We start from the raw sequence: 12,394 nt of genomic DNA, 5'->3' as shown, positions 1-12,394 counted from the left end.
CGCCTCGCCTCCCTGAGCGGGCGCACCCATCCCGGCGAAAAGCGCCTCGCCGGTCTATCCGACCGAAGGTGCCCTTCGCTCAGCCACTGCGCCACGACGTGCCGCTCGCCCCCGGCTGCGCCGGCGCACCCATCCCGGCGAACAGCGCCCCTCGCCGGTCTATCCGACCGAAGGTGCCCTTCGCTCACAACCCCAGCGCCGGCGGACGGCGTCAGTGACAGGGGAAGCCGAGGAAGTGTCGTGCGTCGTGCACGAGCTCGTGGATCATCGAGGTGTCGCCGAACAGCGACGTCGCGCCCTGGTCGATGCCGATGAAGTAGTAGAGCGCCAGCCCGACCAGGAGCCCACTCAGCAGCCAGGGCACCGTCTCCGACGCCGGAACGGCGACCGCGGTCGCCCGGGACTTCGCGGCGGCGACACCAGAGGTCACGGGGAACTCCTTCGAGCGGGAACGGCCGGTCGGGACCCGAGCAAACCGCTTCGCCCGCAACGGGTCAACAGGTGACGACATCTCGAATCGTCATCGCTCGCCGCTCCTCCGCGCGTACGCGACGACGGCCTCGCGGAAGGACCGGCGACGTTCCTCCTCCGGTACGACCGGGCAGGTGGCGCAGTACGACGGGCCCCGCGCCCGGTTCCGGTCCGTCCGGAAGGCCAGGCAGCAGGTCCGGCGCTCGGCATAGAGCCACGGGCCCTCGACGACTCCCGGGACCCCCGGGACCCCTGCGGCCTCGAGGTGCACCAGGTCCGGGAGTCCCGCGCCGGCGAGGAGGTCCCGGGCGTCCTCGAGGTGTCGCGCGCGGTCGGGGCTCGGCCAGGACAGGTGGACGAACGCCACCGCGACGGCGTGCGCCACCGCGCCCGCCAGCACCCGGCGACCGGCGCGGGTCCGCCGGTGCAGCGGTTCCACCACGCCGGTCAAGCCGTCCACACCGGCCACACCGCCCTCGGCGCCGTCGGGGGTCGCGAACGCCACCTGCCGCACCCGGCCGTCCTCGAGGCGCACGTGCACCCGTCCGGCCTCGGTGTCGACGGAGCGGCCGAGCAGGACCTGCGCCGCGATCGCGGGCGGCACCACCCGCTGCGCGTAGCCCTCGAGGAGCAGGGAGGCCGCCACCGCGTCGCTGCCGGTGCCGTACGCGACACGGACGTCCGCGAGCGCGCGGTCGAGGCCCGCCCCGAACAGGTGGGCGGCCGGGGTCCAACCCGGTGACGTGGGGGCCCCGACCCGGGGCGGAAGCGGTCGTCCACCGCGGTGCGGCCGGGCACGAGGAACTCCGGCACCACCGCAGGGTAGCGACCACACGTGAGCATCTATTGACACGTGTTAACGTCCGAGGTGTGGAGACGTCGAACGAGAACGCCGCGTTCGACGCGCTGTCCGATCGCGTCCGCCGCCGCATCCTGGCCGTGCTGGGCGAGCACGGCGAGCTGAGCGTCAACGAGATCGCCGCGCAGGTCAGCAGCGTCGGGCGGACGACCGTCTCGACCCACCTGCGCGTCCTGCGCATCTCCGGCCTGGTCCGCGAACGGCGCGAGGGCCGCAACCGCCTCTACTCGCTCGACACGGAGGGCGCCGTGCGCGACGCCTTCGTCTACCTTCAGACGATCCTGCACCGCGCGGTCGACGACATCGACGTGTCGACGGCGGAGGGTGCGACGCGCGAGGGCGGTCGGCGGACCGGCTGAGCCTCCCGGCCGTGGACGGGCATGCGATGCACACGACGGTGGCCGCCGAACGGACGGTGGCGCTCGCCCCGCAGGAGCTCTTCGCGCTCTTCGGCACGCCGCGTGCGGGTGGCTGGCTGTTCGGGGCGAGCTGCGACGAGGTGCGCGCCGGCGCCACGGTGAGCATGCGGCTGCCGCTCGACGGGCTCGGCGGTGACGAGGGTGTCGACGTCCTCGGACGGCTCGCGCGCGTCGTCCCCGGCGTGGCCCTCGACGTCGAGCACACCCAGCCGTGGCGCGGGCGCCTGAGCCTGCGGTTCGTGCCGGCCGGCGCGCAGCGCACCCGCATCCAGGTGCGCGCGACGGTCCCGCCCGAGGGCGTCCACTGGCTCCTGCACCGCCGCGGCATCCCGCTGCCGGAGCCGCCCGACGACGGGGCCTTGCGCCTCGGTGCGGTGACGACGGCGTCGGGCAGCGGCGCGGTGTTCTCGGTGTCCGCCGAGCTGATGGCCGAGCTGGCGGTCGACGAGATCAACGCCGACGGGGGCGTGGCCGGGCGCCGGGTCCGGCTCGTCACCGCCGACGACGCGACCGATGAGCGGCAGGCGGCGCGCGAGGCGGCCCGGATGGCGCGCCTGGGGTGTCGCGCGGTCTTCGTGAACAGCACCTCGGCGAGCTTCGACGCGGTGCGGCGGCGCCTGGACGGGACCGGGGTCCTCGTCGTGCACACCGTGCTGAACGAGGGCGGGCGGTCGTCGCCGACCGCGGTGCGGTTCGGGGAGCGGCCCCACGCCCAGCTCGCCGCACTCGTGGCCCCGCGGGCACCCTCGTCGCGCTGGTTCCTCGTGGGGCAGACCTACGTCTGGTCGTTCGGTGCGCACGCGGTCGCCCGGCGCGCCGTGGACCGCGCCGGCGGCTCGGTGGCCGGCGAGGCCCTCGTCCCCCTGGGCACGACCGACTTCTCCGCGACCATCGAGCGGATCCTGGCGTCCGGGGCCGATCAGGTGCTCAGCTCGCTGGTCGGCGCGGACGAGGTCGCCTTCGAGCGCCAGAGCGAGGCCGCCGGGCTGCGCGAGCGCGTCCGCACCACGTCCCTGGCCCTCGAGGAGTCCACGCTCGCGCACGTCGGGCCCCGGGCCGCGTCGGGGCTGCGGACCGCTCTCGGCTACTTCCAGGACAGCGCGCTGCCCGGCAACACGGCGCTGCTCGGCCGGTACCGCGAGGCGTTCGGCCCCTGGGCGCCGCCGGTGACCGCGCTCTCCGAGGGTATGTACGAGGCCATCCACCAGTACGCCCGTGTCCTGCACGCCGACCCCGACGGCGACGCCGCGGCGCACGGGCGCGCCCTCGTCCGGCGGCATCCCTCGCGGGTGGCCGAGGCCGTCGGCTCCCGCGACCTGCTGCGTCCGGCGCTCTACGTCGCCGAGATCGGGCCGGCGGGCTTGGAGATCGTCCGTGAGGTCGCGGCGCGCTGAGGGTGGCGACTCCGTAACACGTGGACAAGTCAGTGATCATTGACGAGTAGTGCGCTTCGTTCCTAGGGTTCGTGAGAGCCGCGCCACACCCTCGAGGAGCTCCCATGCCGCCTCTGCCCGCGCCGGACCACGACGCGCTGTCGTCGGTCTCCTCCGGCTACGGCCTCGGTCTCTCGTCCGACGACGTCGCCGAGTACCACCCGGCGGTGACGGGGCTGCTGGCCTCGTGGGACGTCGTCGCCGAGCTCTACGAGGCCGAGGCGCCGGCGGCACCGCACCGGGAGTGGACGCGTCCCGACCGAGCGGACAACCCGTACAACGCCTGGTACGTCCGGACGTCGATCTCCGAGTCGCCGTCCGGCCCGCTCGCCGGGCGCGCGATCGCCGTGAAGGACAACACCGCGGTGGCCGGGGTCCCGATGACCAACGGCTCCGCCACCGTCGAGGGCTTCGTGCCCCGGACGGACGCCACCATCGTCCGACGCCTCCTGGACGCGGGCGCGACGATCGCGGGCAAGGCCGTGTGCGAGGACCTCTGCTTCTCCGGCGCCTCGATCACCGCCAACACCGGCGACGTCGAGAACCCCTGGGACCCGTCGCGCACCGCCGGGGGGTCCTCCAGCGGAAGCGGCGCGCTCGTCGCCGCGGGCCTGGTGGACATGGCGACCGGCGGCGACCAGGGCGGCTCGATCCGCATCCCCGCCGCCAACTGCGGTCTCGTCGGGCACAAGCCGACCTGGGGTCTCGTGCCCTACACCGGCGCGTTCCCCATCGAGTTCACGATCGACCACGTCGGCCCGATCACCCGCACCGTCGGCGACGCCGCGCTCATGCTCTCGGTGATCGCCGGGCTCGACGGGCACGACCCACGCCAGCCCGCCGACCTCCGGCCCGACGACTACGTCGGCGCCCTGGCGCAGGGTGCCCGCGGCCTGCGGGTGGGCGTGCTGCGCGAGGGGTTCGGGCTCGCCGAGTCGGAGCCGGAGGTCGACGACACCGTCCGCGCCGCGACGCGCGCGCTCGCCGACGCCGGCCTCGACGTCCGCGACGTGTCGGTGCCCTGGCACCGGCACGGACCCAAGATCTGGGACGTCATCGCCACCGAGGGCGCGACGTCCCAGATGATCGAGACCTCGGGCTACGGCCTGAACTGGAAGGGCCTCTACGACCCCGAGCTGATGCACCACTACGGCGCCCGGTGGGCGGCCGACCCGACCGCGTTCTCGCGGACGGTGAAGTTCGTGCTGCTCGCGGGCCGCTACAGCCTCGACACCACCCACGGCAGGCACTACGCGATGGCCCGCAACCTCGCGCCCAAGCTCGCCGCCGCCTACGACGCGGCGCTCGCCGACGTCGACGTGCTGGTGCTGCCGACCCTGCCCCAGCGGGCGACGGTCCGCCCCGACCGTGACGGTCCCGTCGTCGAGACGCTGGGCCGCGCGCTCGAGATGCTGGCCAACACCGCGCCGTTCGACGTCACCGGCCACCCGGCGTGCTCGGTGCCCGCGGGCCTCGCCGGCGGGCTGCCCGTCGGGATGATGATCGTCGGCCGCCAGTTCGACGACGCGACCGTCCTGCGCGTCGCCCACGCGTTCGAGGAGGCCGTCGGCGGCTTCCCCGTCCCGGCGGGCGCACCCGCCGCGGCCCCTGTTCCCACGGCCTGATCCGTCACCAGCGAACGGAGACCCGATGAACGGCATCCACGACCTCGGCGGACGCGACGGGCTCGGCCCGATCAACCCGACGCCCGCCGAACCGGTGTGGAAGGCGGAGTGGGAGAAGCACGCCCACACGTTCTTCCCGCTCGCGTTCAGGGCGGGCTTCTTCGGCGTCGATCAGTTCCGCTTCGGCATGGAGCAGATCGAACCGATCGAGTACCTGAGCTCCACCTACTACGAGCACTGGGTCCACTCCGTGGTCCACCACGGCGTGCGCCACGGCCAGCTCGACCCCGACGAGATCGAGCGCCGCTACCGCTACTACCTCGACAACCCCGACGCGCCGCTGCCGGAGGGCAAGGACCCCGAGGGCGAGCTGGTCGCGTTCATCGAGGCGGTCGTGCCCGCCGGGGCGCCGGCCGGGCGCGACACCGGCAAGCAACCGAAGTTCGCCGTGGGGGACCGGGTCACGGTCGTCGCCGATGCGCCGAAGGGCCACACCCGCAAGGCGGGCTACATCCGCGGCAAGACCGGGGTCATCGACCTCGCCCACGGCGAGATGATCTACCCGGACACCGCGGGCAACGACCAGGGCGAGGCGCCCGAGCACGTCTACACCGTCCGCTTCACCAACGAGGAGCTCTGGGGCGCCGAGGAGGCCGAGCCGAACGGCTCGGTGACCTTCGACGTCTGGGAGCCCTACATCGTCCCCGCCCGCTGAGACCCCCAGAGCTGAGGAGCGCCGACGCATGAGCGCACCCGAGAAGGCCACCCAGGCGGAGATCGCCGCCCGGGTCAAGGCCATCGAGTCCATCATGATCGAGAAGGGCCTGATGACCACCGAGGCGGTGGACCGGCTCGCGGAGATCTACGAGAACGAGGTCGGCCCGCAGCTCGGCGCGAAGGTCGTCGCCAAGGCTTGGACCGACCCCGACTTCAAGAAGCGGCTGCTGGAGAACGCCAGCACGGCCTGCGCCGAGCTGGGCATCGGCGGGCTTCAGGGCGAGGACATGGTCGCGGTCGAGGACACCGACGAGGTCCACCACGTCATCGTCTGCACGCTGTGCTCCTGCTACCCGTGGCCGGTCCTGGGACTGCCGCCGAACTGGTACAAGATGCCGCAGTACCGGGCGAGTCTGGTCCGCGCCCCACGGCGTGTGCTGCGCGAGGAGTTCGGCTACGACGTGCCCGATTCGGTCGAGATCCGCGTGTGGGACTCCAGCTCGGAGCTGCGCTACTGGGTGCTCCCGCAGCGGCCTGCGGGCACCGACGGCCTGTCCGAGGACGAGCTCGCCGCGCTGGTCACCCGCGACTCGATGATCGGCGTCGGGCCGACGAAGGCCGCCGCGTGAGCACACCGACCTCTCCGATCAGGGACGAGACCGAGCTCGGTGAGGCCCGTCGGCGCGTGGAGTCGCTGGTCGCCGGCACACCGGGGGGTGACGGGGAGGCCTCGTTCCGCGAACCCTGGGAGCTGCGGGCCTTCTCCCTCGCGGTCGCGGCGTACCACGCCGGTCAGTACGAGTGGTCGGAGTTCCAGCTCTCGCTCATCGCGTCGATCCGGCAGTGGGAGGCCGACGGTGCCGACGACGCGAGGGCGCCCTGGAGCTACTACGAGCACTGGCTGACGGCGCTCGAGACCGTGCTCGCCGGCAGCGGGCTGCTCTCGGAGGCCGACCTCGACGAGCGGACGCGGACCGTCCTCGCGACCCCGCGCAACGCGAACCACCACGAGGCGCACCGCGAGCCGGTGGCCATCGACCCGGCGGTGCGCTGAGCAGCCCCCACCCACGGGTCAGGCCGGCGTGACCTCGAGTGGCGGCGGGCCCTGCCCGCGCCACGCCCACGCCAGCGTCGCCCGGGCGCCCTCGCACCAGCCCGGACGGGCCGCAAGGTCCGGGACGAAGCGGTCGTCGTCCTGCGCCGCCCGCCACTCGTCCTCGATGGTCCCCGGGTAGGCGACGCACGCCCGCAGCATGACCGGCGAGCGCACCTGCCCCCCGCAGAGCGCCGTGCGCGAGGGGATCGCCGCGAGCCACCGGCAGGTGTGGGCCACGGCGTCGGCGTAGCCGTCGTCCGGGCGCCGGCCTGCCTCGTCCCAGACGGCGAGGAACTCCGTCTGCGGGACCCGGAGGTTCGCCGCCCGGATGCGGGGCTGCGTCGGGGCCACGGCTCCAGGGTGAACCGTGGGCGCCGGGACCACCAGGGCGAGGACCTCGCTGCCGAGCACGACCGTCGCACTCGACGCGATCCGGTGCCTAGGCGACGCCGCGGTCCGGGCCGGAGGCGGAGGGCGCGTCGCCGTTCGTCCCGACGAGCACCGGGCCGGCGACCTCGCCGAGGCCCGGCAGCTCCAGGGCGCGCCGCAGCTCCGTCAGCGCGGCGGCAGCCTGGCGCCGGCGGTCCTCGAGCTCCTCGGTGGCGCGGGAGGCGGCGTCGAGCCGTGCGGCCGCCTCCGCCTCCAGGGTCCGGGCGCGCTCCTCCGCCGAGCGCCGACGTTCCTCGGCGTCGGCCAGGGCGGCGGCCACCTCCTCGTGCCGGACGGCGAGCGCGCTCTCGGCGTCCTCGCGCCGGCGCTCGCGGGCGACCTGCGCGTCCTCGTCCCGGCGACGACGGTCGGCGGCCGAGTCCTGCTCACGACGGTCGATCTCGGCCCGCGTGCGCTCGACCAGCTCCCGCTGCTCGGCCTCGACCTCCTCGCGGTGACGCTCGAGCTCGTCCCGGGCGCGTTCGGCGTCGACGCGCACGCCCCGGGCCTCCTGCTGGGCGCCGACGACGATCGCGGTGGCCTGCTCCGCGGCCTCGGCGAGACGTCCGCGGGCGCGCTCGTCCGCCTCCTCGACGATCGCGGCGGCCCGCGCCACGGCGTCGGCCTCCGTGGCGCGGGCGTGCTCGCGGGCCTGCTCGCCGACGGACCCCGCGTCGGCCGCCGCGGTCGCCCGGATCTCGGCGGCCTCCTCCTGGGCGAGCCGCAGCAGGTGCTGCAGCCGGGCGGACACCCCGTCCACGGCCAGGGGCGCCGTCACGAGACGGTCGACGTCCTCCTGCACCGAGCGCAGCTCGGCCCGCGCCTGCTCCTCGGCCCGCACCATCGCGTCGCGGTCGGCGGTCATGACGCGCAGGTCGGCCTGGGCGCGGTCGAGCGCCGCCTCCACCTGGTCGCGGTCGTAGCCCCGCCGCACGACGTCGAAGCCGACGCCCCACCAGGGGATGCGGCGATCGCCCCCGGGGGCGGAGCCCCTCGTCGGGGAGGGCCCCGTCCCGTCGTCGCCCCGCTTCATGTGCCCCTCCCTCGACGTCACCGATCGAGTCCCCGCCCGCATGAGTCTTGTCCTGCCCGGCGGCCGGAGGTAGGGCCGTTCGGCGTCGCGGTGGGTCACGGTCGGGCCACGGAGAGAGGGGAGTGGGAGAGGCAGTGTGCTCAGGCGCTGGCCTTCGGCACCCCGATCCCCTGGTCGATGCGCGCCGGCCCGTCCTTGCCGGGCTTGACGTCGAAGTCGAAGATCCCGGTCGGGAGGTAGACCGTCGAGCAGGAGTTCGGGATGTCGACCACGCCGGAGAGGCGGCCCTCGATCGGCGCGGCGCCGAGGATCATGTACGCCTGGATCGGGGAGTAGCCGAACGTCGTCAGGTAGTCGATCGCGTGCAGGCAGGCCCGCTGGTAGGACAGGTGCGAGTCGAGGTAGCGCTGCTCGCCGTCGAGGGTCACCGACGTGCCGGAGAACGCGATCCACTCGCTGTACTGGGGGTCGGTGTTGCCCGGGATGAAGATCGCGTTCTCGGAGACGCCGTAGGTCTGCATCCCGCCCTTGATCACGTCGACGTGCAGGTCCATGAACCCGCCCATCTCGATCGCGCCGCAGAACGTGATCTCCCCGTCGCCCTGGGAGAAGTGCAGGTCGCCCATGGAGAGGTTCGCCCCGTCGACGAACACCGGGTAGAAGACGCGGCTGCCCTTGGTGAAGTTCTTGATGTCCTGGTTGCCGCCGTTCTCGCGCGGCGGCGCGGTGCGGGCGGCCTCGTGGCGGGCGCGCTCGTAGTCGTCGCCCGTGAGCGAGCCGAGGATCGCCGCGTCGGGCTGGGGTGGCAGGGCGAGCGGCGGCACGGCCGTCGGGTTCGTGTCGATCAGGGCCTGCTCGCGGGCGTTCCACTTGCGGAGCAGGTCGTGCGACGGCGCGGTGCCCATGAGGCCGGGGTGGACGATGCCGGTGAACTCGACGTGCGGGACGTGGCGCGAGGTGGCCTTGCCGCCGCGGAAGTCCCAGATCACCTTGTAGGCGTCGGGGAACTGGTCGGTGAGGAAGCCGCCGCCGTTGGTCCTGGCGAAGACGCCGGTGTACCCCCAGCCCTGCCCGGCCAGCGGGCCGGAGTCCTCCTGGGGGATCGGGCCGACGTCGAGGATGTCGACGATCAGCAGGTCGCCGGGCTGGGCGCCCTCGACCGCGATCGGGCCCGAGAGCACGTGCACCCCGTTGAGCGGGGCGTGGAGGATGTCCTCGGCCGAGTCGTCGTTGACGATCGCGCCGTCGAACCACTCGCGGCAGTCCACGCGGAACACGTCCCCGGGCCGGACGTGCACCTGGGCGGGCACGTCCGGGTGCCAGCGGTTGTGGCCGACGATCTGCTGCTCGGTGAACTTCTTGCTGCTGTCGAGGGGGAAGACCTTCTGCGGCATCGGATCGCTCCTGGTCGGGAGAAGTGGGGGGACGGGTGGGGGACGGGTCAGACGGCGGCGGGCTCGGCGGCCGGAGCCGGCGTCGCGGGGGGCTGCGAGCGGCGCGCCCAGGGCACGAGGGCGGCGAACACGACCACGCCGAAGATCGCGAGCCCGATCGCGAGCGGGACGCCGATCTGCGAGTAGGCGCCGGTGAGCAGCAGGAAGGCCGGGATCCAGGCCGTCACCCACCCCTGGATGGCGCAGACCGCCCCGGTGTAGCGCCCGATCCCGTCGCGCTTGCGGCCCAGGAGCACGAAGAACAGGGCCCACAGGAACGCCCAGTAGAGCCAGATGACGCCGAGTGCCGGGTCGGCGAAACGGGTGAAGTTCAGGATCGAGAACACCACCGCGGTGATCGCGACGAACAGGCAGAAGTAGCCGAGACCGGTGGAGTCGAGGTCCCACGTCAGGTTCACCGCGACGTAGAGGTAGGTGAACGAGAACAGGAAGAGACCCGACGCCGCGAGGATGACGTCGGCGTCGCCGTCCGCGGTGAAGATCAGGTAGAGCGGCGTGATGATCTGCAGGCCCCCGACGAAGAAGTTCATCGGGGCCGCCGAGCGGGCGTCGACCCACCCCAGCAGCATGACGCCGTTGATGAACAGCACGGCGCCCACGAACAGGAGGCCGACGCTAGCCACGGGGCGGTGCTCCCCGGAGATGTGACATGAGCGTGTTCCCTTCCGTGCGCAGGGCAGGTCGGAGCGGCCCGGGCGGTCGTCGGGACCGGGCGGGCGGGGGAGAGAGGTGCTGCTACGGCCGGGGCAGGGCCGCGGTCCGCGGGTCGAGGCGGGGGCTCGGGCGAGCCGGACGCGGCGGCGGCGCGGAGACCACGGCGGGCTCGGTGCGCGAGGCCTCCGCGCGGTCGATCGCGGCGACCCGGTCGCGGTCGGCGCCGCCGAGACGCGGAGCCGTGATCATCCGTGCGGCGTCGGCGCCGCAGGACGGGCAGGGCACCGTCGGCGTCGCGGCGCCCATGGGCCGCAGGACGTCGACGGGCCCGTCCTCGTCGCAGCGGTACGCGTACAGGGGCATGCGGTGGATCCCTTCGCCCGATGTCGCCGAGGACCAGACATAGCGAACGAGAAATGGTTTCCTCGGAAAGTTACGGCCGACCGTCCGGGGTGTCAACGGCCGTCGCGAACGGTCGTCCGCCGACGACCCGGGGTCACAGCTGCTGGACGACGTCCCAGGCCAGGCCGTCGGCGACGGCGAGGAAGACCTGCTGGCGCAGGTGCCGGTCACGCAGCTCCACGGTGCCCCGCGGGCTCTCGTAGGCCAGGCCGTCGGCCACCGACATCATCGCCGGCACGTCGGTCGACCCGGCCCGGCGCATGAGCTCGGTGAGCAGGCGGACGCCCTCGTAGCAGGACTCGCCGAGGCTGTTGAGCACCGGAGCGTCGTCGCCGAACTCGCGGAAGTAGGTCGCGGCGAACTCCAGCCCGGAGCTCGTGGCGAGGTCCTCGAAGTAGCCCGCCGAGGTCATCAGCCCGCGCGTGCTCTGCGGGCCGGAGGCGAGCAGGACGTTCTCCTCGATCAGCGAGCTGAAGCGCAGGATGTCCCGGTCGAGCCCGGACCGGGCGAACGCGCGGTTGAACGCGACGGCGTCGTCGCCGATGAGCAGCATCAGCACGGCCTCGCAGCCGCTGGCCTCGACCCGGCGCAGGACCGACGAGAAGTCCGACGTCCCGAGCGGCACGAACATCTCGTCGCACACCGTTCCGCCGATGCGCCGCAGGTAGCGCGCCGCCGTGGTGGCCGAGCGGCGGGGCCAGACGTAGTCGTCGCCGACGATCGTCCAGCGCCGCACGCCCGCGGTGCTCGCGAACCAGTCCAGGGTCGGGCCGAGCTGCAGGTCCGGCGTCTCGCCGGTGAGGAACACGCCCGGACGCTGCTCGCCGCCCTCGTAGAGCGCGGTGTAGGCGTAGGGGACGCGCCCCCGGATGCGCGGGGCGACGGCCTCGCGGACCGCCGAGATGTGCCACCCGGTGACGGCCTGCACCGCGCCGGCGCTGACCAGCGCGTCGACCTCGATGGCCACCTCGGCGGGGCTGCGGCCCCCGTCGACGGGGACGAGGTTCAGCTCGCGGCCGAGCACCCCGCCGTCGGCGTTGATCTCCTGGACGGCCAGGGCCGCGCAGCTCTCGCACGACGGGCCGAAGATGCCGGCCGGACCCTGCAGTGGCACCACGAGGGCCATGTCCAGGACGTCACGCCCGCGGGACGGGTGTGCCGGTCCCGGGTGGCGCAGAGACTCGGCCATGGCTCGACGCTAGCGAGAAGGTCCAGCCCCTGAGCTGCTCCGATCGTACGAGTTCGTCCGCGACGGGCGCCCCGACCTGGCTACGATCGCCCCCGTGCCGGCCAACGACGGAGGGACAGCCCAGGACGGGGACGAGGCGCTCCGGCTCCTCTCGCTCGTCGAGCGCACCCTCACCGCGCGCCTGGAGGAGGCGCTGCGCGGTCGTGGCTCCAGCCTCGACCAGTGGCGGATCCTGCGCCTGCTCGCCGCGCGGGGCGGCTGCCCGATGAACGTCGTCGCCGAGCACGTGCTGCTGCTCGCGCCGAAGCTGAGCAAGCTCGTCGACCGGATGGTGTCGGCCAACCTCGTCCTGCGGCGCCGTGACGTCTCCGACCGGCGCCGGGTGCTCATCGTCGTCTCCGCCCGGGGGCGGCGGGCGCTCGCGGACTGGGACGAGGCCACCGCCGACGTCCGCGCGCAGTTCCGCGAGCTGCTCGGCGCCGACGCCGACCAGTTCGAGGGGCTCCTGCGGCGCCTGCAGGACGGCCTGGACCCGGCGTCGGTGGAGCAGGCCTCCCTCACCTGACGGCCCGCGTGCGCCGCGCGGAGGGCTCGGCGGAGCTCACCGGACCCG

Annotated in this window: 15 protein-coding genes; 7 read left to right on the top strand and 8 right to left on the bottom strand. The window is 73.7% G+C overall.

Annotated features, from left to right (window positions below; genetic code table 11):
* Nucleotides 1-211: 211 nt before the first annotated feature.
* Nucleotides 212-430 carry a CbtB domain-containing protein gene (locus WCD41_RS14575; RefSeq protein WP_337714127.1) on the bottom strand — a complete coding sequence of 73 codons (219 nt, stop codon included), beginning with the start codon at nt 428-430 and terminating at the stop codon, nt 212-214.
* Between the two features lie 90 nt (nt 431-520).
* Nucleotides 521-1,117 (bottom strand): (2Fe-2S)-binding protein, encoded by a 597-nt coding sequence (locus WCD41_RS14570; protein ID WP_337714126.1) that lies wholly within the window; start codon nt 1,115-1,117, stop codon nt 521-523.
* Between the two features lie 224 nt (nt 1,118-1,341).
* Here WCD41_RS14570 and WCD41_RS14565 point away from each other — a divergent pair, with 224 nt between their 5' ends.
* From WCD41_RS14565 to WCD41_RS14540, 6 genes are all read left to right on the top strand, one after another.
* Nucleotides 1,342-1,689, top strand: a complete 348-nt coding sequence (locus WCD41_RS14565; RefSeq protein WP_337714125.1) for an ArsR/SmtB family transcription factor — start codon at nt 1,342-1,344, stop codon at nt 1,687-1,689.
* Nucleotides 1,690-1,700: 11 nt separating this feature from the next.
* A complete protein-coding gene (locus WCD41_RS14560; RefSeq protein WP_337714124.1) occupies nt 1,701-3,143 on the top strand; it encodes an ABC transporter substrate-binding protein in 1,443 nt (480 codons plus the stop codon).
* Nucleotides 3,144-3,247: 104 nt separating this feature from the next.
* Nucleotides 3,248-4,807, top strand: coding sequence for an amidase (locus WCD41_RS14555; protein ID WP_337714123.1), 1,560 nt, complete (start codon nt 3,248-3,250; stop codon nt 4,805-4,807).
* Between the two features lie 25 nt (nt 4,808-4,832).
* The gene (gene nthB / locus WCD41_RS14550; RefSeq protein WP_337714122.1) at nt 4,833-5,522 is read left to right on the top strand and encodes a nitrile hydratase subunit beta; all 690 of its coding nucleotides are present in this window, start codon (nt 4,833-4,835) and stop codon (nt 5,520-5,522) included.
* A gap of 28 nt (nt 5,523-5,550) precedes the next feature.
* Nucleotides 5,551-6,153, top strand: coding sequence for a nitrile hydratase subunit alpha (gene nthA, locus WCD41_RS14545; protein WP_337714121.1), 603 nt, complete (start codon nt 5,551-5,553; stop codon nt 6,151-6,153).
* Entirely contained in the window at nt 6,150-6,578 is a 429-nt protein-coding gene (locus tag WCD41_RS14540; RefSeq protein WP_337714120.1) for a nitrile hydratase accessory protein, read from the top strand. The genes nthA and WCD41_RS14540 overlap by 4 nt, the downstream gene beginning before the upstream one ends.
* Before the next feature lie 18 nt (nt 6,579-6,596).
* Here the strand turns inward: WCD41_RS14540 and WCD41_RS14535 are convergent, their stop codons facing one another.
* From WCD41_RS14535 to WCD41_RS14510, 6 genes are all read right to left on the bottom strand, one after another.
* Nucleotides 6,597-6,971: a hypothetical protein gene (locus WCD41_RS14535; RefSeq protein ID WP_337714119.1), complete on the bottom strand. Its 375-nt coding sequence runs from the start codon at nt 6,969-6,971 to the stop codon at nt 6,597-6,599.
* 88 nt (nt 6,972-7,059) lie between these two features.
* Nucleotides 7,060-8,082, bottom strand: a complete 1,023-nt coding sequence (locus tag WCD41_RS14530; protein WP_337714118.1) for a DivIVA domain-containing protein — start codon at nt 8,080-8,082, stop codon at nt 7,060-7,062.
* A gap of 140 nt (nt 8,083-8,222) precedes the next feature.
* Nucleotides 8,223-9,476 carry a formamidase gene (fmdA, locus tag WCD41_RS14525; protein WP_337714117.1) on the bottom strand — a complete coding sequence of 418 codons (1,254 nt, stop codon included), beginning with the start codon at nt 9,474-9,476 and terminating at the stop codon, nt 8,223-8,225.
* A gap of 47 nt (nt 9,477-9,523) precedes the next feature.
* Nucleotides 9,524-10,159, bottom strand: coding sequence for an AmiS/UreI family transporter (locus tag WCD41_RS14520; RefSeq protein WP_337714116.1), 636 nt, complete (start codon nt 10,157-10,159; stop codon nt 9,524-9,526).
* A 112-nt stretch (nt 10,160-10,271) separates the two neighbouring features.
* Complete coding sequence (locus WCD41_RS14515; RefSeq protein ID WP_337714115.1) at nt 10,272-10,553, bottom strand: FmdB family zinc ribbon protein; 282 nt, start codon at nt 10,551-10,553, stop codon at nt 10,272-10,274.
* 133 nt (nt 10,554-10,686) lie between these two features.
* On the bottom strand, nt 10,687-11,718 hold the full coding sequence (locus WCD41_RS14510; RefSeq protein ID WP_337714243.1) for a substrate-binding domain-containing protein: 1,032 nt from the start codon (nt 11,716-11,718) through the stop codon (nt 10,687-10,689).
* Between the two features lie 157 nt (nt 11,719-11,875).
* On the opposite strand from WCD41_RS14510, the gene WCD41_RS14505 reads away from it, so the two are divergent.
* A complete protein-coding gene (locus WCD41_RS14505; RefSeq protein ID WP_337714114.1) occupies nt 11,876-12,346 on the top strand; it encodes a MarR family winged helix-turn-helix transcriptional regulator in 471 nt (156 codons plus the stop codon).
* Nucleotides 12,347-12,394 lie beyond the last annotated feature (48 nt).

The organism is Actinomycetospora aeridis (assembly GCF_037400275.1).
GTDB classification, from domain to species: Bacteria; Actinomycetota; Actinomycetes; order Mycobacteriales; family Pseudonocardiaceae; genus Actinomycetospora; species Actinomycetospora aeridis.
This window is presented reverse-complemented; position numbering and strand designations above follow the sequence as displayed.

What these genes read in the sequence shown, in the direction of transcription:
- nthB (WP_337714122.1), top strand. Translation starts at nt 4,833, where the DNA reads ATGAACGGCATCCACGACCTCGGCGGACGCGACGGGCTCGGCCCGATC.
- WCD41_RS14530 (WP_337714118.1), bottom strand. Translation starts at nt 8,082, where the DNA reads ATGAAGCGGGGCGACGACGGGACGGGGCCCTCCCCGACGAGGGGCTCC.
- WCD41_RS14555 (WP_337714123.1), top strand. Translation starts at nt 3,248, where the DNA reads ATGCCGCCTCTGCCCGCGCCGGACCACGACGCGCTGTCGTCGGTCTCC.
- fmdA (WP_337714117.1), bottom strand. Translation starts at nt 9,476, where the DNA reads ATGCCGCAGAAGGTCTTCCCCCTCGACAGCAGCAAGAAGTTCACCGAG.
- nthA (WP_337714121.1), top strand. Translation starts at nt 5,551, where the DNA reads ATGAGCGCACCCGAGAAGGCCACCCAGGCGGAGATCGCCGCCCGGGTC.
- WCD41_RS14510 (WP_337714243.1), bottom strand. Translation starts at nt 11,718, where the DNA reads ATGGCCCTCGTGGTGCCACTGCAGGGTCCGGCCGGCATCTTCGGCCCG.
- WCD41_RS14515 (WP_337714115.1), bottom strand. Translation starts at nt 10,553, where the DNA reads ATGCCCCTGTACGCGTACCGCTGCGACGAGGACGGGCCCGTCGACGTC.